General features: G+C 59.3%; 22 protein-coding genes. 9 read left to right on the plus strand and 13 right to left on the minus strand.

What is annotated here, in order from left to right:
- Positions 1–8: 8 nt before the first annotated feature.
- The 9 genes from OWC48_RS34510 to OWC48_RS34550 form a co-directional block, all read right to left on the minus strand.
- The gene (locus OWC48_RS34510) at positions 9–803 is read right to left on the minus strand and encodes a metal-sulfur cluster assembly factor (protein WP_306664596.1); all 795 of its coding nucleotides are present in this window, start codon (positions 801–803) and stop codon (positions 9–11) included.
- Positions 803–1,846, minus strand: coding sequence for an amidohydrolase family protein (locus OWC48_RS34515; RefSeq protein WP_282523976.1), 1,044 nt, complete (start codon positions 1,844–1,846; stop codon positions 803–805). Before OWC48_RS34515 ends, OWC48_RS34510 begins: the two co-directional genes overlap by 1 nt.
- 109 nt (positions 1,847–1,955) lie before the next feature.
- The gene (locus OWC48_RS34520; protein WP_028150059.1) at positions 1,956–2,312 is read right to left on the minus strand and encodes an MmoB/DmpM family protein; all 357 of its coding nucleotides are present in this window, start codon (positions 2,310–2,312) and stop codon (positions 1,956–1,958) included.
- Positions 2,313–2,358: 46 nt separating this feature from the next.
- Positions 2,359–3,462: an aromatic/alkene monooxygenase hydroxylase subunit beta gene (locus OWC48_RS34525; protein ID WP_282523977.1), complete on the minus strand. Its 1,104-nt coding sequence runs from the start codon at positions 3,460–3,462 to the stop codon at positions 2,359–2,361.
- Between the two features lie 49 nt (positions 3,463–3,511).
- Entirely contained in the window at positions 3,512–4,552 is a 1,041-nt protein-coding gene (locus OWC48_RS34530) for a 2Fe-2S iron-sulfur cluster-binding protein (protein WP_282523978.1), read from the minus strand.
- A 105-nt stretch (positions 4,553–4,657) separates the two neighbouring features.
- On the minus strand, positions 4,658–6,328 hold the full coding sequence (locus OWC48_RS34535) for an aromatic/alkene/methane monooxygenase hydroxylase/oxygenase subunit alpha (RefSeq protein WP_282523979.1): 1,671 nt from the start codon (positions 6,326–6,328) through the stop codon (positions 4,658–4,660).
- Between the two features lie 150 nt (positions 6,329–6,478).
- The gene (locus OWC48_RS34540; RefSeq protein WP_282523980.1) at positions 6,479–6,697 is read right to left on the minus strand and encodes a hypothetical protein; all 219 of its coding nucleotides are present in this window, start codon (positions 6,695–6,697) and stop codon (positions 6,479–6,481) included.
- A gap of 47 nt (positions 6,698–6,744) precedes the next feature.
- Complete coding sequence (locus tag OWC48_RS34545) at positions 6,745–7,116, minus strand: hypothetical protein (protein WP_282523981.1); 372 nt, start codon at positions 7,114–7,116, stop codon at positions 6,745–6,747.
- A 57-nt stretch (positions 7,117–7,173) separates the two neighbouring features.
- Complete coding sequence (locus OWC48_RS34550) at positions 7,174–8,217, minus strand: NAD(P)-dependent alcohol dehydrogenase (RefSeq protein ID WP_282523982.1); 1,044 nt, start codon at positions 8,215–8,217, stop codon at positions 7,174–7,176.
- A gap of 336 nt (positions 8,218–8,553) precedes the next feature.
- Between OWC48_RS34550 and OWC48_RS34555 the strand changes: the two genes are divergently transcribed.
- The 4 genes from OWC48_RS34555 (at position 8,554) to OWC48_RS34570 (ending at position 15,960) form a co-directional block, all read left to right on the plus strand.
- Positions 8,554–10,431: a sigma-54-dependent Fis family transcriptional regulator gene (locus OWC48_RS34555; RefSeq protein WP_282523983.1), complete on the plus strand. Its 1,878-nt coding sequence runs from the start codon at positions 8,554–8,556 to the stop codon at positions 10,429–10,431.
- A 98-nt stretch (positions 10,432–10,529) separates the two neighbouring features.
- On the plus strand, positions 10,530–10,952 hold the full coding sequence (locus tag OWC48_RS34560) for an SseB family protein (protein WP_282523984.1): 423 nt from the start codon (positions 10,530–10,532) through the stop codon (positions 10,950–10,952).
- A gap of 1,644 nt (positions 10,953–12,596) precedes the next feature.
- Positions 12,597–12,806, plus strand: a complete 210-nt coding sequence (locus tag OWC48_RS34565; protein WP_282523985.1) for a PRC-barrel domain-containing protein — start codon at positions 12,597–12,599, stop codon at positions 12,804–12,806.
- A 1,876-nt stretch (positions 12,807–14,682) separates the two neighbouring features.
- A complete protein-coding gene (locus tag OWC48_RS34570) occupies positions 14,683–15,960 on the plus strand; it encodes a complex I NDUFA9 subunit family protein (protein WP_282523986.1) in 1,278 nt (425 codons plus the stop codon).
- Positions 15,961–16,126: 166 nt separating this feature from the next.
- Here OWC48_RS34570 and OWC48_RS34575 read toward each other — a convergent pair whose 3' ends face one another.
- The 3 genes from OWC48_RS34575 to OWC48_RS34585 form a co-directional block, all read right to left on the minus strand.
- Positions 16,127–16,396 (minus strand): antibiotic biosynthesis monooxygenase, encoded by a 270-nt coding sequence (locus tag OWC48_RS34575; RefSeq protein ID WP_282523987.1) that lies wholly within the window; start codon positions 16,394–16,396, stop codon positions 16,127–16,129.
- Positions 16,397–16,796: 400 nt separating this feature from the next.
- Positions 16,797–17,132, minus strand: coding sequence for a hypothetical protein (locus OWC48_RS34580; RefSeq protein WP_282523988.1), 336 nt, complete (start codon positions 17,130–17,132; stop codon positions 16,797–16,799).
- Positions 17,133–17,241: 109 nt separating this feature from the next.
- Positions 17,242–17,532: a hypothetical protein gene (locus OWC48_RS34585; protein WP_282523989.1), complete on the minus strand. Its 291-nt coding sequence runs from the start codon at positions 17,530–17,532 to the stop codon at positions 17,242–17,244.
- 282 nt (positions 17,533–17,814) lie between these two features.
- Here OWC48_RS34585 and OWC48_RS34590 point away from each other — a divergent pair, with 282 nt between their 5' ends.
- Positions 17,815–18,243, plus strand: coding sequence for a hypothetical protein (locus OWC48_RS34590; RefSeq protein WP_282523990.1), 429 nt, complete (start codon positions 17,815–17,817; stop codon positions 18,241–18,243).
- Positions 18,244–19,113: 870 nt separating this feature from the next.
- Here OWC48_RS34590 and OWC48_RS47225 read toward each other — a convergent pair.
- Complete coding sequence (locus OWC48_RS47225) at positions 19,114–19,209, minus strand: hypothetical protein (RefSeq protein ID WP_368860679.1); 96 nt, start codon at positions 19,207–19,209, stop codon at positions 19,114–19,116.
- A 1,161-nt stretch (positions 19,210–20,370) separates the two neighbouring features.
- On the opposite strand from OWC48_RS47225, the gene OWC48_RS34595 reads away from it, so the two are divergent.
- The 4 genes from OWC48_RS34595 (at position 20,371) to OWC48_RS34610 (ending at position 25,548) form a co-directional block, all read left to right on the plus strand.
- Complete coding sequence (locus OWC48_RS34595; protein ID WP_282523991.1) at positions 20,371–21,213, plus strand: DUF1194 domain-containing protein; 843 nt, start codon at positions 20,371–20,373, stop codon at positions 21,211–21,213.
- Positions 21,214–21,484: 271 nt separating this feature from the next.
- Positions 21,485–22,039 (plus strand): thioredoxin family protein, encoded by a 555-nt coding sequence (locus OWC48_RS34600; RefSeq protein ID WP_282523992.1) that lies wholly within the window; start codon positions 21,485–21,487, stop codon positions 22,037–22,039.
- 655 nt (positions 22,040–22,694) lie between these two features.
- Positions 22,695–23,864 (plus strand): trans-acting enoyl reductase family protein, encoded by a 1,170-nt coding sequence (locus OWC48_RS34605; protein ID WP_282523993.1) that lies wholly within the window; start codon positions 22,695–22,697, stop codon positions 23,862–23,864.
- A gap of 400 nt (positions 23,865–24,264) precedes the next feature.
- Positions 24,265–25,548, plus strand: coding sequence for a S41 family peptidase (locus tag OWC48_RS34610; RefSeq protein WP_282523994.1), 1,284 nt, complete (start codon positions 24,265–24,267; stop codon positions 25,546–25,548).
- The last annotated feature ends 477 nt before the right edge of the window (positions 25,549–26,025 follow it).

Consider the following 26,025-nt stretch of genomic DNA (forward strand, 5'->3'; position numbering starts at 1 on the left):
GGCACCTGTTACGTGCCCGGCGACGCCGGCATCGTCCTCGATTTCGGTACGAACGGTGTCTCGAGGTCGAACCGCGCGGCAAGCAGGCCGCGGCACAGCGCACCGTTGAATTCAGCATTGATGCCCACGCGCCGTAGATTCGATACGTATGCGGCAAGGCCGTCGGCCTTCAGCCGCGCTCCGTTCGCATCGACAAAGGCGGGTTCATCACCGCTTGCCGGACCTACGATGGCGCGTCGCTCGAGATAGCGCTGAATCAGCTTCTCACCTGCATCGTCGAGCGGCAGGCACCCGAGCTCTGTCAACGTCAGACCGACGATCTCCGCCGGCGATTGCCCCAGCGCGATGAGGTGACCCAGTAGCGCAACCTGCCGGCGCTGGAACGCCTTGACGAGGAATGTCTGGCGCAGATCATCGAGGCTGCCATCGGCCTCGGCGCCGAACGTTTCCTGGAACGAGCGCCCCTGCGCGAGGCCCGCATTAATCTTGTCGGCATACATATGCTCACCCAAGACCACGCTGACGCCCTTGACCCAGTCCAACGCGCTGATGGACCGGCGCATGTCGTCCGCCATCAGGAACGAAAAATTGGGAGCGCACCAATAGGTCGGCAAGCGGAACTCGACGTGGACCCGATCCTTCGCGTCGACATCGGCCCTGGTCACGAAATTCAGGTCGATGACGGACTCGTCGAGTTCCGGATCCATCACGTCTCGCAGGCAGGCCCATATCTGGGCCTGCTTGTCATCTGACGAGCGGCTTCTCGGCCGCTCCCTCCCCTCAACGCCACGCTTCATGGCCATCACCTCGGCGCGTGAACGGCTTCGGGAAAGTGGGCATAACCGCCGCCCGCGCGGATCTTCTTCTTCTGCGCTTCGACATCAATGCCGTAGATGCGCGCGGCATTGAGACCGAGGATCTTGATCTTCGTTTCCATCGACAGCACCGAACCGGTCTCCTTGGTGACGTCGGCCGGAATTTCAAATGCCATGAACTTGTCGATCAGCCATTTCGGCGTCCAGATGCCATAATCGCTGCCGTAAAGGATCTTGTCCGGTCCGACCCAGAATAGCAGTTCGGAAATGACGTGGGCGAAATACCCCGGCCGCGAATGGATGAAGGGCAACGCCACCGCGAGGCCGGCATAGACGTTGGTTTCCTGGGTCGCGATCCAGCAAAAATCGTCAAGGCGCGGCAAGCCGCAATGCTCGACGATGAAGTTCAAATCCTGGAACGAGGTGGCGACGTCATCGATATCGGCAACATCGAACGCATCCCGGTTCAGCGGGATGATCGTTGGCCCCTTGTGGACGTGGATGTTCTTGATCCCGAGCTTCTGCGCCGCCTCGAGATACTGGTAGGATGCCTTGTCGGTGAGCTTGTAGCCCTTCGACTCGCCGCGCCATTCGGCGGTGTAAAGCTTGACACCCTTCAGCTTGTGCTTCTCGGAGAGCGCATGAAGGTCTTCGATGCCCTTGGTACCGTCACGCGGATCAAAGGCGCCGTTCAGGATGAAGCGGTCCGGATGGCTCTTCTTCATCGCCGAGTTTCGTTCGGTGGTATTGAAGCCGTTCTTGTAAAAGTCGGTGAGATAGGTCGGCTGCAGGATCGCCATGTCGTCGTAACCGGTGACGAACAGGTCGTCGAACATCGTTTTGGCGTCGTACTTCTCGAACTTCTCTTTCTCCCATTTCTCCGACGGCGGGCTCAGATTCGAGTGATAGGCGTAGAAGCAGTCGATGAACTGCTTGCCGTGGATATTCTTCTGGTTGGCCGGGCTACCATCCCAGAAATGCGTATGCCCATCGATGACAAAAATCTCTTCACCCTTGGCCGTCCTGTACATGGCATTACTCCCGCTCCGCTGGATATTGCGTACTGTTGTGAGGCGCGATTGATGTCGTCGAATGAGCCCGGCCGGCTCGATGCCGGCCAGGCTGGTTCGCTGGCGATCATTAAACGATGTATTTCATCATCTCGTTCATATCGCCGAACAGCATGACGGTGTTGTCATCCGTCATGACCATGCGGCCGTAATGCGTCGAGGTTGAAATCTCGAAGAGATGCGGGGTCATGACGCGGCCCAACTCTTCGGAAATCTCATCCATCTTGAATTCCATCTTGCCGTCGCCATCGATACGGATCATCGCCGGCATGTAGGTCACCTTGATGTGTTCATGACGGCTCATGACTTCGGCGATAGCGCGCGCCTCGACGCTATCGTTCATTGTCACTCCGCATTGATGCGACACCGTGTCCTCGAACGTGATGTCTTTCATCGATTTGAAGATGTTGTCATTCTCGTGCAGCATGTCGGTCTCCAGAGGGATTGAGTGTGAGGGCGTGAAGCGATGCCGATTACGACGCCAATCCGGCCGGAACCGTCAGGCCAAGCTCGGTGGCGATACCCCTGATACGATTCTTCGCGTGTGCCATGGCATCGGCGAAAGCCGCGACCTTGACCCGAGGCTGCGACCAGATGGGCTGCAAATGATTGGCGGCATCGAGCGCGAGATCGGCATGATTGGCCAACCATTTGTTGAACAACCCAAGGTTCTGCGCCCCGAAGGTCGGATCAGTGCCGAGGATGTGGAACAGCTCGACGGTGTTGGCGAGATTGCGCTCATAGTCGGCCTCCGCAGCGGAGACGACAGCCGGAGTGATGAAGTCGTTCTGCGCAGACGCCGCCTGCATCAGGAAGCCCGAGCGGAAGAGTTCGCCGACCAGCGGCTCGAACACCGCATTGGTCGCAAAATATTGCTCGAGATAGTCGTTTGAACCCATCACTGATTCAACCGACTTGCGCACGCCTTGCCAGATCGGATCTTCCAGCCAGTGCTTCTTGCCGGCGGCAATGTCGAAGCCTGGAAGGTCGAGGCCGATTTCGCTCAGATAAAGAGTGATGTCCTGCGCGAAGCGAAGCTTGTAGGACGAGTTGGTCAAGATCGCATTGTTGACCATCTGCGTGTAGCCGTAACGCTGCGCCTGCATCGTCGAGGTGCCGAGACCGAACTCGGCATGCTTGTAGGCTCCGAGATGGTTCTGCAATATCTTCACCCAGGCGGGATCGAAGCGGGTCGGCGCGCCCGATTTCCGGCCATTCTCGATGGTGTTCTGCACCATGCCGCAGATCGTCGACTGACGCTGGTAATGGGTACGCTCCCACTCCTGGTCGACAGCGCGGAATTTGTGCCAGTTCGAGCTTTTTGCCGCCGTCCAATCCTTGGAATAGGTCGGCGTCCCGTCAGGGAACGAGATGATCCAATCCTGCAGCAGATAGCGCTCCGGATCGGGTTGAACATCGACCGTCATGTCTTCGTAGTGGGTCGCCTTGCGCCCCTTCGGTTCGAAGTAGTTGTACTTGCGGCTGTCGGAGCCCGGGAAAACCGCTGCCCCCGCGGCTCCGGATTTGACGATTGCCGCAGGCTTGGTCGCTGCTGCTCTGCTCGTTTGTGCGCTCATTGCTTACTCCCTTTCTGCCATTCTGTTCTGCGACGAACCTTGAACGCCGTCATCGCACCGCCGGCGTAAACTTGTCGAAATAGATGTGGTCCGGCTCGACGCCGTTCATTTGCAGCACGGGCAATACGGCGTCGATCATCGGCGTCGGCCCGCACGCGTAGGCGTCGATGGCACCGCTCAGCTTCTCCTCGCGCAGATGGCGCAGCACGACCTCGTGGATCAGTCCGGTCTCGCCGTCCCAGCCGTCACCCGTCTCCGCATGCGACAGTGCCGGCACGAATTTGAAATCGTTCAGCCGCGCCGCGATGGCCGCGAGCTCATCGAGGTAGAACAAGTCGGCGCGGGTACGCGCTCCGTAGAAAAACCGGACCGGTCTCTGCTCGCCGCTCCCGATGTGATCGGCCAGGATCGACCACAGCGGCGACATGCCCGAGCCGCCGCCGATCAGCAGCATCGGCCCCGGACGTTCTTCGCGCCGGAAGCAGGTGCCATACGGCCCCTTGGCGATCACGGCGTCGCCGACGGCCAATTTCCCATCGAGCCGGGACGAGAATGCCCCCTTCGGATATTTCTTGATAATGAAGCGGAGATTGGTGCCTTCTCCGGGCGGGTTCGCCATCGAAAAGGCGCGGGTGATGGTGCCATCCTGAAGCGTCAGATCGACGTACTGGCCGGCCCAAAACTTCATCGGCCTCTCGATCTCGATCTCCAGCAATCTGATGTCTGACGTCAGCGCGCTAATCCCTGCCACGCGACCGGAAAATGCCTTCACCGCGATCGAGCGGCTGAGCAGGTCTTCGTCATAGTTGAGTAATTCAACACCGATGTCGCTGTAGACATGCGTCCGGCACAGCAGGATGTGGCCGGTCTCGCTCTCGTAATCCGGCAGAGCGAAGGTCGAGTATTTCAGAAGCTCGATGTCCCCCTCGACCAGCTTTGATTTGCAGCTGCCGCACTGACCTTCCTTGCAGCCATGCATCAGCGAGATGCCCTGACGAAACGCGGCATCCAGGACGGTCTCGCCCTCTTCCACTTCCATCTCGATACCCACTGGTTCGAAACGAACCTTGTGAACCCGCACGTCCGTCATTATCCCGGCCCTGTCGTCGTGGCAGTTGTACAGAACGATCGCCAAACCGTTTGCCGGTCCTGGCAAGAGGGGCCGCCGAAAGCGGCCCCTCCCCTCATCATCTCTTTAGTGGCAGGGATTGATCTTGAAGCCCTTACGGTATTCGGCAGTCGCCACCTCGCGCTCGATCGGCGAAAGCGCTCTGAAGCCACGCAACGGACTGCCAAGCGTGTGTCCGCGCACGTCATCGAGCGTCCACATGTCCTTGGAGTCGAAGCGCAGATGCGGTTGCGCGATCATGGTCTTGCCGTCGGGCCGGACAAAACCGAGATCCTTGATCGCGTCGGCGACATCCCAGCCGTGATAGCAGTCCTCCCATTCACGGCGACCGCTGAAGCGGCCCATTGCCGGCGTCGCGCGGCCCTCGTATTCCGCGGCGAACGCCACCTTGTGGGTCCAACGACAACCTTCGGAGCAGTAAGTGTAGATCTTGCCGTCGACCTCGTCGCAGACGAAGTCCTCGCGGATCAGGCAAGGGACCATGCAGCTCCAGCAACGATGCGGGTATGAATAGCCCACCTCGCTGTTGAAGAGGATGTTGGTCTCGCCGGGCACGCTGAGCTTGGCATGCCATTTCCAGAAATCGCCGAATTCGGCGTACCAACCTGGATATTTGTGCTCGAACCACTCGAAGTCACGCTCGGTCTGGGCCTCGATACGCCAGAAGTTCACCGACCATCCGACCGTGAAGAACTGCGCGGTCTTGTGGACATAGTTCTTCTTGACGATCCGATCCCAGGCGGCGGCGACGTCATCGTGATGGATCTTGATGCCGTACTTCTCGAGCGGCAGCATGTAGGTCCGGTAATAGTCCTCGTAGATCCAGCGATGCCAGAGCTCGGCGTAGGACTCCTTGTTCTTGTCGCGGTTGGTCGTGCCGTACTCGATGAACGTCCCGATCGCGGCATCGACAATCGCGTGATTTTGCCAGAAGGCGTATTTCAGATCGCGCTCCAGCAACTGGTGGTTCGACGGATCGTTGATCATCGCCATCAGCATCGAGTGGCCGTTGCCGATATGACGGGATTCGTCCGACTGGACCGACAGGAACACGGTTGGCAATGCATAGTCGCCGTTGCGCGCCGCTTCCGACGGCATCGCCACGAACAGGGTATTGGTGAAGGCGGTTTCCGCGACGACCGTCAGATAGACGTTGGCCGCGGTGATTGCGTCACCGGTCAGGAAGCCCTCGGCGAACTGGCGGCCGATCGTGGTCGCATAGCACTTGCCGAACGCGGCTTCCGTGATATCGAACCCGGCTGGATCGATGTAATTCTCCATGTACCACTTCTTGAGGTTCATCTGGATCGTTGAGTGCCGGAACTCGTCGACCATCTGCATGGTGAAGCCGGTGCGCAACTCCTCGCCGGGCGCCAACCGCCCGACCATCGCCATCGAACGCGCCGCCGAGATCTCCGGGAACGGGATGATCGCCAGGAACAGCTTCATCCACTCGACCCATCGCGGCTCGACATTGCGGAACATGTCGCCGCGCAACGCCGCATCCAGCGCGCCATAGACGCGGTTGTCTTTCTCTTCCTGCATCGGGAAATATGACCGCAGGACCTGCTTCATCGGGTCGCGCGGTGTCTTCGAGATCTTGTAGTCGGTCGGGAACGTCATCGCCTCCTGCACGTAGCTTGGCGTCCAACCAAGGTCCGCGACGCGGTTGGCCGCTTCAGCGATGCTGATCCCCTTCTGCGCGGTGATCTTGTTCAGTGTCAGACTTGCAGACATTTCCAGCTCCTTTGAACGTTGCGTTATCTTCAGCATTCTCGCTTCGGTTCCGGGTCAAACCCCTGGATTGCCTTGTTGAAATTCTCCGCCGCAAAACACACTTTAAGTCCGCTAAATGGATTGATTGATCTGCTGACTCGTCGCTTCACGTCAGCCCGGCTTCTCGGCGCTGACGGTCTCGTCACCTCCGTTGGCTCGTTTGATGAGAGGTCTGCCTTCGGCGACGAATTTCGCCGAGAGGACCAGCGCACCAGTGGCGAAATCCCTGCCGTGCGCGGCGATCATGGCCTCCGTGATCTCGGCCAGCTGAATGAAGAAGGCGTCTTTCGATCCGGCTTCCTCGCTCATGTCCGGTTGCGGAGGCGGCATTTGTGCCTGTTCCTTTGATGCAATCATGGTTGCGTTGTTCTTGCTCATCATGCGTGCCCCGAACGTTGGTGGTCGCCGGACGAAGGACCGTTGTCGATCTCAAGCAGGGACGTGTCGAGCCATTCACGCTCGGCCACCAGGCGTCGATGCTCCTCCTGGAGCATCTCCAGGCGCGCGATCGCTCGCTCCAGTTCGGCATGCGCGTCGCTTCCGGCCTCGGCGCGCGCTACGTCACGCACGGCGCACGCGAGTTCGATTTCGGCTCCGCCGCGCGCATGCTCATTCTTGATCTGCATCTCGTTGTTATCGACCATCTCGTCGATCAGACTGTCACGGGCAATCATCCGATCGCGGGCGCGCTGCAATTCAGCGGCTTCCTCGTCGGTGATCGGTGGCCGGCGTCGGCTGTCCTTTATCACTCGCGCCACTCTCGTTCGATGATCTAGACCGAAGCTTTGCATCTCGCGGCACATGCCCTACGGGATCAGGACCGCACGGCCATGAATGCGTCCATGATGCAGATCATGAAGCGCGTCATTGGCCTGGCTCAGCCTGTATTCCTTGGTGTGGAGTTCGACGAGGCCGCGATCCGCGAGCGCCATCAGCTCGACCAGCTCGGCGTATGTGCCGACCAGGTTGCCGACGATGGTCTTTTCCGATGTGATCATGTCGATGGTCGGGATATCGATCTTCCCACCATACCCGACGATGTAGTAGTAGCCGGCGTTCGCCGTCATCGACAGGCCCTTGGCGATAGCGTCACCCTCGCCAACAAAATCGATCACGGCCTCCGCGCCGCGCCCGTCGGTCAGCGCCAGCACGGCCTCGACTTCGTTGCCGTCTGCCTTCACGACATGATGCGCACCGCACTTCTTGGCGAGTTCGAGAGACTGTTCGGCGCGATCGACGACGATGATTTCTGCCGCGCAGAGCGCCGCGAGAACCTGTATGCCGATATGGCCCAGCCCACCGGCGCCGATCACCGCGACATATTCGCCGGGCAACAGATGACGGGATGCCTTCTTCGCGGCGCGATAAGCCGTCAGCCCGGCATCGGTGTAGGGAGCAACATCCTTCGGTGCGAGCGACTTCGGCAGCTTGATCAGGGAGCGCTGTCCCGTCAGCAGATACTGCGCATAGCCGCCATTGGCATTGATGCCAGGAAACGAGCTGTCCAGCGCATGCATGTCGTCGCCGCGCCGGCACGCGAGACAATGCCCGCTGGTCACCAGCGGATGGCAAATTACGCTGTCGCCAACCTTGACCCCTTCGACACCCGGGCCGATCGCTTCGACCCAGCCGGCGTTCTCGTGGCCCATGATGTATGGAAGCTTGACGTCGACCTTGCTGCGCCAGATGCCCTCAACGATGTGCAGATCGGTGCGACAGACGCCGGCACCACCGATGCGCACGATCACGTCCATCGGGCGCGAGATCTTCGGGTCAGTTACGTCATCGAACTTGACGAACTCCTTCGCCGTCAGCTTCTCGTCGAACTCATGAAGCACCGCCGCTTTCATCAAACGCCTCCCCGGCAAAATTTTTATTCTGTCGATCTGACGCGATCGCCGTCCCGCTGAACAGTTGAGCAAGGGCTGTGCCAAGCGCACAACGGTCTGATCTTTCTAGTGTTATTGCGATCTCGGGAGTGCTCGCGCCGATCCGCCTCGGAGCAGACTTTGCGCGCGACTGTTCCGAGACGGAACAGTTCGACGGCTACAAGAGCGGTTGAGCAGAAATTTGGATTCTTGATTGTTTGATCTATGATCGTGAGAACCGCGCCACGCGCGAGAACGACCCGAACCGGGCTACGACCAAGAGGAAATCGCCAAGCCGCGACTCCAGGAGGAGCTACGATGCTGACCGCCAGCCGACGCATGGACAATGCTTGGATGACGCTCGATCAGCGCGGCTCGCCGCCGGCAGAGCTTCTATCGGCCGATATCTACGACAGCTGGATGCGCTGCATTTCGCTTGGTCTCGATACATTGCGCCCTCCTTCGCCCGAGTTAGTGAGCTCCGCTGTTTTGCGCCAGGAGCAGCAGCGCTGTTCACTGATTCGCGGCCTGGCGCTCGCGGAGATGCACACGCTGCATCAGCAGATTGCCGGCTCCAATTTCATGATCGCCTTTGCAAATGCCGACGGCCTGCTGCTCGACATCATCTCGGACTCGAGCTTCAGCGATGCCTCGAACGCAGCGAGCATTCGGCCCGGCACTATCTGGACTGAAGCCATTTGCGGCACCAATGGCCTCGGCACCGCCGCATATCTCAAGCGGGCCATCGTCGTTCACGGGGGCGAGCACTTTTTCTCGCGCTACAACAATCTTACTTGCATCGCGGCGCCAATCTTCGCGCCCGATGGCGAACTGGCCGGAATACTGGACGCGTCATCGGATTGCATGTCGAGGCAGGCGCATACCCAGGCGCTCGTCGCGATGGCGGCAACCCAGATCGAGAATGGTCTGTTCCGCGAACATCACCGCGGAAACATCCTGATCGCTTTCCATAACCGCGGCGAGTATCTGCATACGTTGAGCGCGGGCCTGCTGGCCGTCGACAACGAGGGCAGGATCCTTGCAGCCAACAGGGCCGCAAGCGTCCTGCTGCATGGCCTGCCAGCCTCGCCGGGTCGTCGCTTCGCCGACGTCTTTCGTACGAAATTCAACGCCTTTGTCGATGAAGGCCGGCGCAAGGAACGCCAGCGCCTCGAGGACGAGGTCGGTAGCCAATTCGTCGCAACAATCGAGAACGCGCGCCAGTTCTCGATGATGCAAGCCATCTCGCGGCCTCGGCCGTCGACGCCCAAGGACGTCCCCACCCAGTTCGTCTCCGCCGATCCGGCGATCGCTTCCGTTGTCCAACGGGTGGGAGTCGCGGCGATCCGCAGGATGCCGATCCTGATCCGTGGCGAAACCGGCACCGGCAAGGAGCAACTCGCCCGCCATGCTCATACCGCCAGTGGACGGGCCGGCGCTTTCGTCCCGGTGAATTGCGCAGCGCTCCCTGACAGCCTGATCGAGGCAGAGCTGTTCGGCTATGCCGACGGCGCTTTCACGGGAGCAAAAAAGGGTGGGGCTGCGGGACTGTTCAAGGAAGCGGACGGCGGAACGCTCTTCCTCGACGAGATCGGCGACATGCCGGTGACGTTGCAGGCCGTGCTGCTGCGCTTTCTGGACGATTGGACTGTCCGGCCCGTCGGTGGCACCAAACGTCAGGTCGACGTTCTCCTGGTGTCTGCCACCAATGCCAATCTCGACGACTCGATTGCGAAGGGCCGATTCCGATCTGATTTGCTGTTTCGCCTCAACACGCTGGAGGTGACGTTGCCGCCTTTGCGCGAGCGTTCCGATTTCGCCGAGATCGCGCGCCATTTGATCCACAAGATCGATCCCTTGATGGATTTGACCGAAGGGGCGATCGATCGTTTGGCCGAAGTCGATTGGGATGGAAACATCCGCGAACTGCGCAACGTGCTTTCCCGATTGTCGCTGGCCGAGCCGGGAGATCTGATCGACGAGACATCGGTCGAGTCCGTACTTGCACATTCAGGCAGCGTGCGCTTGACCGGCAAGGCGGTGGGTGGTGGGCTCAAGGCCAATCTGCATGAGATTCAGCGCTCGCATGTCCTTACCGCGTATGCGGAAACGGGCAACAATATCAGCAAGACCGCGCGCCGCCTGGGCGTGTCGCGCAATACGATCTATCGTGCCCTGCGCGGCAACAAGGATTAGCACAATCGTGGCGAAGGCTCTGCGGCGACAGCGCGATCCGGCTGTAACTGGAGGCGTTGAAGTCCAGCCCCTCGCCGGGTTCAATTGGGAGTGTCGCCATGTTTGAACCGGAAAACAGTCTCGAAGCCCTGATGCAGGCTGCCGCAAGGGACGCCAGCATCGTTCCCGCATTCTATCGCGCGTTGCTCGAGACGGAGATCTACATTCTGACGCCGGAAGCGCCGATGAAACCTGGACGCCGTCGCTCGCTCAAATTTCAGGAGGAGATCAACGTTGCAACGGTCGATTTCAAGAACATGAGATGGCACCCCACCTTCACCTCAAAGAAACGCATCCACGACTATATAAAACAGCCTGAAGTGTGCCTTGGCGCCGCTGCGCGCAATCTGTTCGAAATGTTGCCTGACTCTAATTTCTGGCTCAATCCGTTGTCCGAATGTCAGAAGCCACTGCCCGCCGCCGAGATCGCTCTCCTCATGAGTGGCGAGATCTTTGACATGCCGATCAAGTCCGCGCGATAGGCGCGGTGCTTGCGCAACAATGTATCGGCACGACCAGCCCGCACTGCAGGCCGGGTCGAATTCGTCGCTCTCGCACTCAGCCGGACGCAGAATTCGTAGCGGGAGAGCGCTACAGCCTTTCGCCACACCCGTCCGGACTTCGATATCTGCTTCAATCATCCGCTTAAGACCGCTCGTCAGAGAACGGCGAGCCAGACTGGAATGAAGGATTACTGGAGAGCTGGGGTCCTCGGCTCTATAGCCGGTGCACAACGCGAAATCCGACAACACCGCTGATTAAGAGGCGTATGATTTGCGAGGAAACTCAACGCCTATTCCAACAATTGAACCGCCAGACCTGCATTGAACCTTCTATTGATTTTGTCTCTGTCGGAATGACAGGTCTCGGTCGACCAGAGCGCGGGGGAAAGCGGATCATGATTCACCGCCTTTCCCCACACCAACCAAACCTACGATACCTTATCAAATCCTGCGCCTGAGACAGAGTTGTTCAAACGACGCCTACCAAAGTCATTGTCGCCCGCGTGGCTTCCGGTGCTTATCGAATGTCCGGAACGGGTCCAATCGCGTCGTTTTTGCAGTCGGCCAGCTACTTCCGGTCTGCCGTCAACTTCAGACATCGCGCGGCACTACGCCAACCGAAGCGATGGGCCAATACCGGAAGTAACGGACACGAAGTTGCGGCGTAGGCAGAGGCAGCGTTCAATCCGACAGACGAGGAATGCGACGTATGGATGCGAGCGCGATGGGATGTGAGGCAAAGGCGTTACAGCCTTGCTTGCCGAACGGGCGCGATGCCCCATGACTTAAAGCAGCGCCGCCAATGCATTTCTGAGTTACACCGGCCGTTTTAGCCACCAGACCGTATCAAATACGGATCCAAGGACCCAGCTAATCGGTCCGCCACTTGTATGGCGGCCGGCGCGGACTGCTTTTCGCGATGAAGCGAGCCGACTGAATTCACGACCAGCCCACTACAGGCAAGAACAGCTATCGCAATCGCAGCGAGATATTTGGTCCTCATGACGATGGTCCCCTTTATCGCCCCATGAACTAACCCGGCACTCTCAGAAATGGTTCCCCGCGCTGGGGCTCGATGTCTTCGGCCGCATCAGGAAGTGCCGCCATGGCGCCCCCTGACTAGCGGCTCGGGTAGATTCCTCCTTCCAAATGGAACATCGCGTCGCGATCAGACCAGCAAGGAACGAAAGCGCCTGCAAGGCTTTAGAGAACACGAGACCGTCGCTCGCCGGTAGTAACACGGCGCACGTCGCGGGATAGCCAAAGGTCGCGGTCATCGACCCGCTGTTCTCAGTACAAGCGCTCGCGCAGATAGCCAAATGCGGCGGTCTCCCGTTTTATCCAAAATCGCCAGCAGTGCCCTGATCGGTTGCGGGGGAGCGCACGGCGTGCTGAGGAACCAGGGGCTCCATCATGCGCAACCGGATTGACATTGACCACATACACAGTTGGGCCATCGTTCGAGAGATCGGCGAGAGATTACGCGCGTCGCTGAAACCAGAGCCGGAACTACCGGCGAGCCTTAGAGCGCAAATCGATCGGCTCCGCGAATTGGAAGCGGCCGAGCACTGGAACAAGCCGCGCGGTTGAGCCGCAGTCGGCTCGGCCGAATATGGATGAACGATGCCGCCGGTGAAGCTTCATGCATCGACGATTTTGAATGAGTACGGTAAGGCGCAATCCGAATTGATTGGCAAAACCGTCGTCCTTACCGACGGAAAGGCAGGCACGGTCGAGAACGTTTGGCTGGATGAATTGCACGGGCTTCGGATTTCAATCAAAGGTCATGACGGAAGATGGCCGGTCTCAACCATCAAATTCGAGGAGAACTAGCCTTCGCACCCTGCTGCGCACCACCCCCAATAGCGCGCTATTTCAGAACGTTCCGATCAGGATGAAAAACCCGATCTCAAATCAGGAACGTCGTGCTCATAACCGCGACCGTAAGAAACACGTCGCTCGCCGAAAGAGGGTTCATGAATGCCTCGCATCTTGCGAAGCCCCGGGAGTAAATCATTCAGGCTAGAAAATGTTTCAGCTCCAAACGCAGACGGCGCGAGATGCGAGCGGCGCGGATATCCGAGGCGGCCTAAAGCAAGGCCCGCTTCGGGTCAATCGCGTCGTTTTTGCAGTCGGCCAGCTACTTCCGGTTTGCCATCAACTTCAGACATCGCGTGGCACTACGCCAACTGAAGCGATGGGCCATCTTCGGACTCGTGCACCGCAGCAAACATCTAAAGTCATTCGATTACTTCGTACGGCTTTGATTTCCGCTTCAGCAAGGTCAACGTCCTGACAGGCAACTCGTCCTGCTGAGGCTGGCCACGGATGGGGAACGCATCCAGAGGACCGGCACCTGCCCCACCGGCTAAGTCGAGCTACGTCGGCAAGGGTGGCTTCTGCGAGGAGCTCCACAACGACACGCCGCGGGCCATGCCAAATCAAGGGAGCCGCCGGCCAGTCTCGGGCAACCAAACAGACATTGTGGCGTTTAGCTTTGACATGCTCCTGAACCAGGGAGGTTTTCATGCTCAGAAAAGCTCTTATCGCGTTCGTTGCTGTAGCCGTTGCGCTCGCGCCGACGAGCGCTTCCGCGCGGGGTGGGTTCGGCGGTGGTGGCTTTCATGGGGGCGGGTTTCATGGTGGGTTTGCAGGAGGTGGTTGGCGCGGCGGATTTGGTCCCGCTCTCGCTGGCGGATTGATCGCGGGAGCCGTGATCGGAGGTGCATATGCCTGGGGGCCGGGCTATGGCTACTACGGTGGGTATGCACCTGGGTATTATCCAGGGCCAGGCGACAGATACACAGATACTATGGGTATCGAGGCTGCCCTGAACCCGGGTACGGGGAATACTACAACTGCGGCGCCTATGCTGTGCCCGGTTACGGCGGGTATGCACCTGCATATGACGCTTATGGGCCCGGTCCTTGGTGTAATTGCGAACTAACGTTCAGGCGGTTGACCCGGAGATAATCTCGCGGGCGCATTCCGAGCGGGGCGCAGCCGGCGCGGCGACTCTTCCTAGTAGCGCGAAGCGCGTGCTACCCGGCGAAGCGCTTAGGCTCGAAATACCCCGCCAGGATGATCGCAAGCGCCGACGAGAGATCGCTCGTTGCCCGCCGCGGCGGACATGCTGCGAGGCCCATTTGTTGCGCGACGGCGTCCTTCGGCTCAGGGCGAAACAACCATCGCCGTCGGAGCAACAAGGAGCGCGAGAGACCGTGTCGCCGCGCCGTAGCGGTCATCTGCCGAGGTGCTTGTGAGCTCTCTAGGACTACCTTGAACTCTCGTCCTCGGACTAGCGGCACCGCCGACCCGTATCCACCACTTCAAGCAGTTCGACTTGGGCACTGAGCCTATCTGTCCATAAGGACAGTTCTCAATACCGCGCCTCATTCGGCAAGGCGGCCCCGCCGGATGTGTCCTAACAGAGTGGCCCGACGTCGTGTTTTCTAGGACGTTCCAAGACTTGTCAGCCTTGCACTCCCCAAAGGCCTTGTCCAAGGCAGCTAACGGAAATTTGGGTCCAGATGCTGGACATAATCGATGTGGATCAAATATCAGCCACCATTGCGCGCGATTGTTTCAAGCTCTGAGGGCTTGGCGGCCGGGCCCGGTCGGCTGAGACAAAAACTGACACACCCCCGAGCCGTGCCCACTTTCGCTTGGTTGCCCTGAGTTAGTGCGTCGCTACCAGCAAGGTTGCGCTATGCTGAAACACTTGCTCATTGAAGCCATTGGTCACGTTTCCGGTCTCAGCGACGCGCAGCTTGAACAAATTGAGCGGTCATTGCCAGCGACCAAGGCGCTGATCGATCTTCTCAGTAAGGCACATCCGATCATCGAACAGGCGGAAACGCTCTATAATGAGGCGCAGCCGCTGATCGATCAAGCTAGGAAAGAGTGGCAAACGGTCGGCCCTGCAGCGCAAATTTTGATTGATGTGATCTCGCATCATCTCAACAAAGGCAGCTCGCCGGCGGAGGCCGCTGAGGTAGTGCGCGCGGCGCTCGGCGGGTCAATACAGAACTTTGCGCAGGATCGTGGGATGGACCGGGGAATGAACCGCGTGACCGTGTTTGGGGGGACCGGCTTCGTTGGTCGTCGCGTTGTGCGCCATTTGAGCGTCTCCACCGTCACGGTGCGCATAGCCTCACGGCATCCTGCGCGGGCCGAGGGCGACAACGCGGAACAGGTCATCGCTGATGCACATGACGAGCGCTCTGTAGAGGCCGCCGTTATGGGTGCCGACGGCGTCGTCAACGCGATCAGCCTTTACACCGAGCATGGAGGCGACACATTTCATTCGGTGCACGTCGAAGCGGCCGCCAGGATCGCCGGAGTGGCACGGCGGGCCGGGATCAAACGGTTTGTGCACCTATCAGGAATAGGCGCTGACCCCACATCGCCTTCGCCCTATATTCGCAATCGCGGCGAGGGCGAGGTGGCTGTGCAAGCGGCATTCCCTGGCGCAGTCGTTATCCGCCCGGCGGTAATGTTCGCGCCGGACGACGCCTTTCTCACGACAATTCTTGGGCTGCTTCGGACCCTGCCGGCTTATCCGATATTCGGCGACGGCAGGACGAGGCTTCAGCCGGTGTACGCGGACGACGTCGCCGCGGCGATCGCACAAGTCCTGCGGCAAACACAAAGACCGTATCCTATCTACGAACTGGCCGGCCCGCGCGTTTACTCATACGGGGAGCTGTTGCGGACCATTGCGCGCACCGCCGGATTGCAGCCAATCCTGGTGCGAGTGCCCTTTGCTTTCTGGAATGCCGCCGCCGGCCTCGCTGAGATCCTGCCGCACCCGCCACTCACGCGCAATCAGGTTGAGCTTATGCAGATCGACACGATGGTCTCGGGCAGCCGGCCGGGATTCGGTTCACTCGGAATTTCGCCGCGATCGCTCGAAGAAGAACTCAAGGCGATGCTCAAGCATACAAACGAGGAAGCTCAAAACACAAGTAAGGGTCGGGCCAGGTAGGGTTGCGACTTCGTTACCGTGTCACGATGTGACTACTGATGTCGGAAAGGGGCTTGCCTCCGGGGTCGCGCACTAGGCGCGAAAGATCGACGGTCAGCTCAGGGTCAACAGGCGACATGGCACACCACAGCAAAACAAATCCCGGTACTTGGCCGGGATCAATACTTCACGCCTTGTTGGTAAACCAAATCGTTGGAGCTCCCGCCACTCCCGCATTCTGCATGGCATTCTTCAATTCAGCACTCTCCGCGAAGGCCTGCGCAGCTTCAATCGTGGAAAACTCGTGAGTTACTGTGATGTCATTGGGATCTTCGACTGCTCGGTAGACAGCCTCGGCTGTTACGCCCTTCGCCTTCTGAACCGGAGCAAAATCGTCGTAAGCCCTCCGCCAAGTCTTGTAGTCGGAAACCGTGTGTCTAACAAACATAGTCGTCATCAGATGTTCCTCCCTGACTGGTCGTAACAATCTTTTCACGAACGCTTGAAACAGCACGTCCAGTAGCACCAGCATAATACTGGCCATCGCTTGGAGCTATTTCATTTCCGGGTTGCACTGATGCCATCGGAGGTTTGCCCTTTGTCCGATAGAACGGCCTCATAAGTCGGATGTCCGCTTCGGGTCAATTTCGGAAGTCGGCACTTTAATCCGTTAGGGTCAGGTTTACCCCTGCGAACGGACATCCCGCAGCCCTAGGCCATTTCTGAAAAGTGACCAACGGAAGTTACCCAACTGATGCCGCCAAAAGAAAGAACCGCCCGAAGGCGGCTAGTCGTTCTCTCCGCTGAAAGGAACTTGGAGGCAACTCTACCAGCCGCTGGTGACCAAGCGAACGTTGTCACGCAGCGAGCCAATGTCCCCTGTGAATATCGAACTTCACGGCGCCGTCGTCACGCATCTTCAACAGGAGCGATTGGCAGTCGTCCTGATGCTTTATGTTCACGCGCTTCATGATTTCGAAAACCTTCAGAGGCTTTTCGCGAAGGGCAATTAGAATCTTTTCTCGATCAGTCATTGGGGTTCCTTGCATCAGCATCGGCGACGGTACGCGTTGTACAGATCGTCTGCAACGGGTGCGTTCGCTTGACGAGGTCCGTTCCGGGTCAAACTCGGAGGTCGCGGCCTTGCGGCAGGATGTCTGCTTTGCCCCGCTGTTCTGGGCCTGCCAGCGCATGCCCAACATCGGCGACGATTAAATCTCCCCGTTGGCTGGTTTCAAACAGCCACCCGCCCAACCAGCCGCGCTTGGCCGGCTTCGGTGCGAGCGGTGCATCGGCCATCACCTATCTGGATCGATGATCACCGGCTTCACAAGCACCTGCTTGATCAAGCGCGATACGTTGGCGGATATCAAGCCATCTTTCAAAGAGGACACTGATATCGTCCCGCCATCTCCACACGAGCCGACATTTTGCAACTGTAAGAAAGCCGTCAAGCGTGATGTAGAAGTGTATTGGAAGAAGACCCAGCCCATCCGCGTGGATTTTGGCGTGTGTCCGGCTAACGCCGTAAGCAGTAATGCTCAATTCTCGGCCTTCAAAAAACAGCAGGCCATCTGTGGAATGCTTGATCATGTGCCATCCTCAGTCCGTGGCCGCGCTGGCTTTGGCACTTTCAGGAACAGCATGTTTAGTCAGCGCTGACGATATCGCTCTCTAAGCGTCGCTGATATCGAAAACACGATACACGGTTAAACGGCCATCTTTAGTAAAATGGTCACGGCCTCGCGCAATGTCGCTTTGCTCACTGCGCGGTGCTCGGTGGCAAAAGCGAAGCATGGTTCGGCGTCAGGCGTTGATCGGCGGCGACGGCCATGAGCATGTGCGCGGTGTGATGAACCGGGACGGGGGACGGCGATGAACGATGGCGACGATGACTTTCTCGGCGCGGCTTATCACGAAGCCGGCCATGCCGTGGTCGCGCTGGCACTCGGCTTGCGGGTCGCCCGCGTCGAAGTTGTTCCAGAGGACCATTCAGGTGCCACCGACGTCGAGCCAGCCGATCACCTGCCTATCGAGGACAGGATCGCTCTCTGCGTTGGCGGGATGAACGCAAACGACATGTTTAATGCCCCGACGCACGATCTCGCGACTTTTGGTGACCATGTCCTCGTCCTGGAGCTAATCAGAAATGTCAACGACGCTGACGGTGACGTTTTGCGTGACAAGGGACATCAACGCGCCTGGGACCTTCTCAAGGCTCACGCGAGCGGTGTTGAAGATATCGCGATGCAGTTGTTGATCATGCGGAAGATCGACTTGACCGGATATATTCTCAAGCGATGAACGCGATTTTTCCTCTGCGGTAAGCCGTGGTGCTTCAACCACTCGATAACCTGATCGACGCTGTCGACCACCTCGAACGCATGGCCGGCTCTGCGCATGTGATAGGCGACTCGCTGCTGGTCCTCGCTCGAACCTGCATCGATTATCGATGTCGCGACGGCGCCTTTTAGGGCTTGGCGCCGTGCCGGAGGCCGGGATACTGCGCGGCGGTTTAGCTTGCAGCGATCGCGTCGGCGAAGCCGCTCGCTACGAGTCGAGCGACCCCATCCGATCTGTAAAGTCGTATGTGCCCCACCATCGATGGAGTGTCCGCCCGCGCGCTTTACAATCGAGGCGCCCGCTTCCCACGAACGGTCGTTTTACCTGGAGAGCGCTATTAAGCGCACCGCAAAACAAGCAACTGAAAAAGACGCGCAATGGTGGCTGCTTGGTCATCGATCTCCGGTCGAAGTGCACCCCGGTGTGGGGCCGACTGGGTCGCCATAGTAGAAAGGTCGATTTGAATCTTGGCCGTTCAAGCCAAAAATTTGTGAATTTGCGCCAAGCACGGCCCTGATCGCGATGCGGCGCGGCAGGTCCACGGTGAAGTGAGGGCAGCCACGAAGTACAAAAGGCCCGGCTAGGCCGGGCCCCATTGCACGCCACTCGCGTCGGTGAGTTGTGAGTTCAAAGGCCAGAAAGACCGACCGCTTGCGAGACGCTGGCTCACTGACAAATCAGTAACGCAATTTGTCGATGCAATTGAGGCCAATGATGGACGCAGCCCCCTATAATTTACGGTATTCCCGAACGTCTGCATTCTCGGAAAAATAGAATATTACCCGCCGCCCGCCCTCGAATTCGGGCCCGGATGGAGAACCCCTCCCCCCTCTAAACCTCGGTGGCCAGACACGAGATGATCGAGTGGTGGACCCCGTAAGATCGCGCCAGCTCGCCGACGCTCTCACCGTCATGATGACGCTGGATCGCTTCCGCCTGCTAGTGGCCGCTCAAGCGTGCTGGGCGGCCGAACTGCTTACCCTTGGCCTTGGCACGCGTGCGGCCCTCGCTGGTCCGCCCGATGGTCAGTAGCCGGCTTCTTCAAACGACTCCTTTGGCGGCTCCCTCTTTCTGGGGAAAGGGCAACTATCGGGCCGCCGAGAAGAAGAGCCATGCCGCCAACCACCAACGCAATACCCAGTTAGCCCATTGGAAAATTCCCAAAAGCGCGGAGTAGCGGAACCCCCGAATTTCAACAATGCGCGGCATGGGTCGCCGCAGCGAGGTGTTGGCGTAGACCGCTTCGTCGAGTTCGCCCGCCTCAGTTGGCGGTCTCTTTCACCCGGCCCTTGCCTTCGCAGACCTTGCACTTAGGCGGGTAAATTCTGCGACCGCCCTGCAGTTGCTCACCTGGCTCATGCCCCGTGCCGCCGCATGCCGAACACTTCGTTTCGGACATTTTCAACCTTGGCCGCTTCATTCGTTTCATTGCTTTCGAGACCATGGCGCGACAGTCAAACAATGCGATTGCTCAATAAGAGTGTCCGGTTTCGTCTCGATCAACAACAACGGGTACGAATTAACGTTGAGCAAAACGGTTAAGTTTGGTGTGAGTCCCGCAATTTTGCGGAAAACGCGTGCCTTCCCTTTTTCCCTATCGAAATTGCGCCGCTCGATTCCGGGGGCCCGATTCTACGCGTCGCGTCTCTTGCCGGCCTCGTGCATGACGCTCGCGTTCGCCGCCTTGAGTGCCGCCCCCTTTTGTGGACTTAGAAAGCTAGGCTCGCCGTTCTTTCCTAATCACTTCCCTGTCCTGCGCCAGCGTCGACCCCATCTGCGACGTTCGGCATTCGAAGGAAGATCACCCCTGTTCGATCGGCGGAATGGTGCGCAACCAGGCAACGAGGGCATTGAGATCCTGCTCAGTCATCTTGCCAACTGGAACCTGGGGAGTCTCATCCGTGACAGGCAAAGCTTTTGGAGTTGGCGCGATCCGGCTCTTTCTGGAAGCACGAGGCAGCTCCGGGCTTCTACTCATCGTCCAGAGCAAGCCTCAATTGCTGCGAACGTGAACGGCAATTGCATGTTTCCGCTTTTCGGAGCGCGTTTTGGGTGTCACCATGCTCGTGAAAGGACGGGAGGGCCGCCATGCGCTGGTGTGTCTCGGTCGGGGCGGTGCTTGTTGCGGGGACGATCGTCGGAGGTGACGTTGCCAGCATTGCCGCGCCGAGCTCGAAATCTCAATTCGCCGACACCAAACACAAAGTATCATCCGTCAATGTCGAGCTCGTTATCGCCGTCGACGTCTCCTATTCGATGGACATGGACGAACTTGCCATTCAGCGCGAAGGCTATGCACAGGCCATCGTGTCGAAAGACTTCCTGCAGGCGCTGAGTGCTGTTCCGGGCAACAAGGTGGCCATGACCTATTTCGAGTGGTCGATGTCGGGCGACGACAAGATCATCATTCCCTGGCGCGTGATCGATGGCCCGGAATCGGCGGATGCCGTGGCCTCCGAGATCATGAAAACACCGGTTCGCCGAGGTTCGAGTACCTCAATTTCCGGTGCGATTAATTTCGCACTGCAGCTGTTCGAAGAGAATCCGTATCGCGGGTTGCGGCGCGTCATCGACATTTCCGGCGATGGGCCGAACAACGACGGAGCCCCCGTAACCGGCGCGCGCGACGCTGCCCTGGAGAAAGGCATCATCATCAACGGCCTCCCGATCATGGTGAAGGAGCCATCCCTCTCGACGACCGATATCGAGAACCTCGATCTCTATTACGAGGACTGCGTGATCGGAGGGCCGGGCGCCTTCATCATGACGATCAAAGATCGCGAAAAATTCCAGGCAGCGATCCGAACCAAGCTTGTTCGCGAAGTTGCGGGCCTCACGCCAGAGAGCGGGATCGTCCCAGCCGCCGAGAAAGAGCCCCGGGTGCCCTGTCTGATCGGCGAAAAAAAATCGCAGGAGCGCGGCCGGCGGTGAGTGTCGAGACGATCATTCAGAGCCGCCGGGCGAACAAACTTTAGACAGCAGTTTATCATGGTCGCAGCCCCACGCGTCGGGACATTGGAGCTGCTAACGTCCGTTCGTGGCCTACACCGACGAAATCCCGCGCTCGTCCCAATGACGGCTGTTAAGGAGCGACCGGAAATGGCTAACATATGGCCAAAACAACGCGACTAGCGAGCAGGCTTTGGAAACTGTGCCCCAGCAGGCCGTAGTCAGCATATATTTGGGCACAAGGAGGTGCGAAATGGCGACAGCAGCTACTCAAGTCGTTCTTGATACGCCGGCGCCCGTGTTCCAGCTTCCGGCCACCGACGGCAAGATTTACGCTCTGGACGACGTTGCGGGCGAAAAAGGCACCGTCGTCGTCTTCATCTGCAACCATTGTCCCTATGTCAAAGCTGTGATCGACCGCATGGTTTCAGACGCCCGCGTGCTGATGTCGGAGAGCATAGGCTTTGCGGCGGTTTGCTCGAACGATGCGGCGAACTATCCCGAAGACTCATTTGAGAATATGAAGCGTTTCGCGAAGGCTCATGATTTCCCGTTTCCATATCTCCACGACGAGACCCAGACAGTCGCTCGGGCGTATGGGGCGGTCTGTACGCCGGACTTCTTCGGTTACAATGCCGACCGCAAGCTCAAGTATCGCGGCCGGCTCGACGAAGGGCGTGCAACTCCGCCTCGCGCGGGGGCGCCCCGAGAGCTTGTCGAGGCCATGCGCGCGATTGCGACCACCGGTCTTGCGCCGGCTGACCAAAAGGCGTCTATTGGCTGCTCGATCAAATGGAAGGACGAATGAAGCCGATCCCTGTCAACAGGTTTCGTATCTGAGACCGCCGCGTGCGCAGCATTTGCTGCACATGTGCGATTTGACTAGCGGCATCACGAGGACCCTGCGGCTGCTGCCGGAGTCGCGTTCGCCCCTTCTCCTTCAGGTCTGCTTCCGGGGCAACACGAGGCTTCGGCTCCTGCAATCCGACCCGTCAGTGCTGCGTCGCTTTTGCGACACCGATCGACTCCTGTCGAGCGCTCGGACCAGATTTGCTCACCCTGAGTTCTTGTTGGCCCGTTTGGGGCACGCCAACCGGCCCGGAAACTGTCCGCTTGTCGAGGGGGAGACGGGAAGTGGCTCGCCTGGTCAAAATGGCGTATTGACTCCAACCGGACGTTGCGCGCCCCAAGACAGGAACTGTGGTATCCTCCGTCAAATGCGATGGGACGGTTCAACGAAAGCGGCTGCCCCCTCTAGTGTCACTTACTGCGCGTCCTCGTGTCCTCGCCGGGCTCCGGGACAGCACAAAATGGCCTGGCATCCTCACCTCTTAGGCGCCTGCTCGGCCCGCGCCGACGAGGTGATCGAATGAGCGCGCTAGGCAAGCTGGTGCGATCCTGCCGGCGGAAGACCGGTGCGAGTACGGGGTAGCGCTCTCCCGGTCGCGAGGAGGACCAACGTCGTGAAGCGGGACTTCGACCTCATCGTCTATGGCGCGACGGGTTACACCGGCCGTCTCGTCGCCGAATATCTGACGACGTCCTATCGCGGCGACGATGCTCCGTCCTGGGCGATCGCGGGACGCTCGACCGACAAGCTCCAGAAAGTGCGTGCCGACATCGGCGCACCAGACGATTTGACTTTGGTCAAAGCGGATGCCGGCGAACCGGCCAGCCTACGCTCGATGTGCGAGCGTGCGGCCGTGATTATCGCGACGGTCGGGCCTTATCAGCTTTACGGCCCCGAGCTTGTGGCGGCCTGCGCGGCCACCGGCACTAGCTATGTCGATCTGTGCGGCGAACCGGCATGGATGCGGCGCATGATCGACGCCCATCACGAAGAGGCGAAACGGACCGGCGCGCGCATCGTCTTCTCCTGCGGCTTCGATTCCATCCCGTTCGATCTCGGCGTGCTCACGTTGCAGGAGAAGGCGCGCGAGAAATTCGGACACCCGGCGCGGCGGGTTAAAGCCCGCCTGCGCAAGGTGAAAGGCGGCATGTCGGGCGGCACCGCAGCGAGCGCCCAGGCGACGTTGGCGACCGCGGCGCGCGACCCGGCCCTGATCCGGCTGCTGACCGATCCCTTCGCGCTGACACCGGGGTTCACCGGGCCGTCTCAGCCGTCGGGCCTTATCCCCGAGTACGACCCGAGCATGAACGTGTGGCTCGTGCCGTTTCCCATGGCGCCGGTCAACACCAAGAACGTACACCGCACGAATTTCCTGTTGGGTCATCCCTACGGCACGGACTTCGTTTACGACGAGATGATGGTCGCGCCCGGATTTGGGGAAATCGGTCGCGTGACGACGGAGACCTTCGCCACCATATTTTCCCTGCTCGGGACCGGCGGTCTCAAACCCGGTGCAGGCCCGACTCGGGAAGAGCGCGCGAAGGGCTTCTACGACATCCTCTTCCTGGGCGAGTTGCCGGATGGCCGACGGGTCGAGGCGGTCGTCACGGGCGACCGCGATCCGGGCTACGGCTCGACCAGCAAGATGATCGCCGAGAGCGCTCTCTGCCTCGTGCGCGACGTGCAGGGCGAGGGCGGCACCTGGACGCCGGGCGCGCTGATGGGTCCGGCGTTGCGCAAGCGTCTAAAGGAGCGCGCCGGCCTCACCTTCAACGCGCGTTGAGGTAACGCTCAGAACTGCAGCGGCGTGCTGGATCACGTGGATCGTAGCCAACGAAAAGCGCGGATTGGCGTGCGCGGCCTCAAATCCGGTTCAATGGCCGCTTTCGGCCGATTGTGTTGCAAAAGTCGAAAGTTGCTGGGCTCAAGATTTTCCGCGAAAACACTAAGCAGCGAGCGATCGCTGATTCGTATGACCTCAATCGCGTTGCCGAAGGCGCCTGTGAATTTTGCGTGAGGCCGTGAGGTCCCTGCATGCGAAAGTCGCGCCCACGGCCCGCAGAATTTTGGTCATCGGCGAAAATCGACTTTTGCAACAATATCGGCCCGTTTGAGACATTCCCTCTGGCTCTGAGAATGTCCGATTATCGGGACAGCGACGAGCTCCATCGCAAGGTTGCACGATGAAGAAGGTAATCAACTCAGCACTGTCGCGCCGCCACTTTTTGCGGCTCACGTCAGTGGCCGCGGCATCAGCTCTGACTCCAACGGTGTTGTGGGCCGAGCAGCAACAAGCAGCGGATTCGGCCACATCCCAGGCCGTGCCCGCACGCATCGCCACGTTCGAGGAGGTATGGCGGACCGTGCGAGATCGTTTTTACGATCCGCACCTAGACGGGCTCGATTGGTCGGCCGTCCGGGAACGTTACTTGCCGGACGCCGCGCGGGCGAGTTCCGAAGAGGCGCTGGCCGGCGTCATTAATAGCATGCTCTCTGAGCTGCATGCTTCGCACACCCGCTACTACACACCGTACGAACCAGAGTACTACCAGCTTTCTGATATCTTTGCTGGTGCGTTAAGGCGGCGCGGACTGGAACGTGTTTTTCCGAATGGCCGTATCTCCTATCCCGGCATCGGCATCCTCTCGCGTCTCGACACGCAGGGTCGCAACATGATCACCGGTGTTATAGAAGGCACGCTAGCCCAACAAGCCGGCCTGCTCGCTGGCGATGCGATCGTCTTCGCCGATGGTGCACCGTTTGAGCCGGTACAATCATTCCGTGGCAAGGTCGGCAAGGAAGTTGTGCTGGGGCTGCGTCGTGCCGGCGCGTTTATGCAAATATCGGTTACTCCGGTCGAAATTGAGCCCAACAAGATGTTCTTGGACGGCTTGAGGGCCAGCGCCCGTATAATACCGGCCAACGGCCGAAGCATCGGCTATGTTCATGTCTGGTGCTACGCCGGCTCCGTGTATCAGCGGACGCTCGAGCATCTTCTATCGCAGAGTCCCCTGAACGGCGCCGACGCACTGATCTGGGACTTGCGCGATGGCTGGGGCGGCGCGATCCCCGGATATCTTGATTTGTTCAACACGCGAGCGCCGACGATACAGGTCACTGATCGCAATGGCGCCAGCGAACTCGAGAACGTGAAGTGGCGCAAGCCTGCCGCCATGCTTGTCAACGGTGGCACCCGCAGCGGCAAGGAAATCCTTGCCTATGGCTTCAAGAAATATCGGCTTGGCGAGGTCATCGGTAGCCGGACCGAGGGAGCTGTCCTCTCTGCGACGGCATTTCTCATTGATGGCGGCTTGCTGTTGCTCGCGGTCGGGGACGTGCAGGTCGACGGCGAGCGGCTGGAAGGCGTTGGCGTCGCCCCCACGATCGAGGTCCAAGCCGAGCCGGGCTCCATGGGTCTAGATGATCCTCAACTTAATCGTGCAATCGCAGTCCTGTCCGTGGACTGATCCTTGGGAGGCAGCTAAGAGATCCATTCCTGACTAGGTCCGGTTTGCGCGCCAAAAGCTGCCCTCCCCGCCAAGTCGCAGTTTGACCCAGAGTCGTTAGGCACGCAGTTCATTCGATCGCCTTCTGCGGGTGCAGACCACCGTCAAAGCCGGGCCCAGCATCACCGTCTTGTCGAGGAACCTTGCCGCCGGATCTTTGTTCGAGATGCTGGCGGGCTCGATGATGAGGCCTGAGATGCGGCTCCGGTGCTCGTCGTTGATCCGTCACGGGCTGCCTCCTAAAAGCAGCCTTGAATCAGCCTTCTGATTTGACGATCCCCAAGACCCCAAGCGACCTAGAGCTCGAGACAAAAAACGCCGCCTCGGTTTCCCGAAGCGGCGTTTTGTATTCGAACATCGAAAGAGGATGATTTCTTGTCCTTGGCAGGCCTGGCAGCGACCTACTCTCCCAGGGCTTAAGCCATAGTACCATTGGCG

This window comes from Bradyrhizobium sp. Arg816 (assembly GCF_029989365.1).
Classification (GTDB): Bacteria; Pseudomonadota; Alphaproteobacteria; order Rhizobiales; family Xanthobacteraceae; genus Bradyrhizobium.

Coding starts and splice junctions, on each gene's coding strand:
- OWC48_RS34590 (WP_282523990.1), top strand. CDS start 17,815: ATGAACGATGGCGACGATGACTTTCTCGGCGCGGCTTATCACGAAGCC.
- OWC48_RS34510 (WP_306664596.1), bottom strand. CDS start 803: ATGGCCATGAAGCGTGGCGTTGAGGGGAGGGAGCGGCCGAGAAGCCGC.
- OWC48_RS34520 (WP_028150059.1), bottom strand. CDS start 2,312: ATGCTGCACGAGAATGACAACATCTTCAAATCGATGAAAGACATCACG.
- OWC48_RS34595 (WP_282523991.1), top strand. CDS start 20,371: ATGCGCTGGTGTGTCTCGGTCGGGGCGGTGCTTGTTGCGGGGACGATC.
- OWC48_RS34610 (WP_282523994.1), top strand. CDS start 24,265: ATGAAGAAGGTAATCAACTCAGCACTGTCGCGCCGCCACTTTTTGCGG.
- OWC48_RS34585 (WP_282523989.1), bottom strand. CDS start 17,532: ATGATCAAGCATTCCACAGATGGCCTGCTGTTTTTTGAAGGCCGAGAA.
- OWC48_RS34550 (WP_282523982.1), bottom strand. CDS start 8,217: ATGAAAGCGGCGGTGCTTCATGAGTTCGACGAGAAGCTGACGGCGAAG.
- OWC48_RS34540 (WP_282523980.1), bottom strand. CDS start 6,697: ATGCCGCCTCCGCAACCGGACATGAGCGAGGAAGCCGGATCGAAAGAC.
- OWC48_RS34525 (WP_282523977.1), bottom strand. CDS start 3,462: ATGAGCGCACAAACGAGCAGAGCAGCAGCGACCAAGCCTGCGGCAATC.
- OWC48_RS34580 (WP_282523988.1), bottom strand. CDS start 17,132: ATGCGCTGGCAGGCCCAGAACAGCGGGGCAAAGCAGACATCCTGCCGC.
- OWC48_RS34575 (WP_282523987.1), bottom strand. CDS start 16,396: ATGACGACTATGTTTGTTAGACACACGGTTTCCGACTACAAGACTTGG.
- OWC48_RS34570 (WP_282523986.1), top strand. CDS start 14,683: ATGCTGAAACACTTGCTCATTGAAGCCATTGGTCACGTTTCCGGTCTC.
- OWC48_RS34600 (WP_282523992.1), top strand. CDS start 21,485: ATGGCGACAGCAGCTACTCAAGTCGTTCTTGATACGCCGGCGCCCGTG.
- OWC48_RS34555 (WP_282523983.1), top strand. CDS start 8,554: ATGCTGACCGCCAGCCGACGCATGGACAATGCTTGGATGACGCTCGAT.
- OWC48_RS34565 (WP_282523985.1), top strand. CDS start 12,597: ATGCCGCCGGTGAAGCTTCATGCATCGACGATTTTGAATGAGTACGGT.
- OWC48_RS34515 (WP_282523976.1), bottom strand. CDS start 1,846: ATGTACAGGACGGCCAAGGGTGAAGAGATTTTTGTCATCGATGGGCAT.
- OWC48_RS34535 (WP_282523979.1), bottom strand. CDS start 6,328: ATGTCTGCAAGTCTGACACTGAACAAGATCACCGCGCAGAAGGGGATC.
- OWC48_RS34530 (WP_282523978.1), bottom strand. CDS start 4,552: ATGACGGACGTGCGGGTTCACAAGGTTCGTTTCGAACCAGTGGGTATC.
- OWC48_RS34560 (WP_282523984.1), top strand. CDS start 10,530: ATGTTTGAACCGGAAAACAGTCTCGAAGCCCTGATGCAGGCTGCCGCA.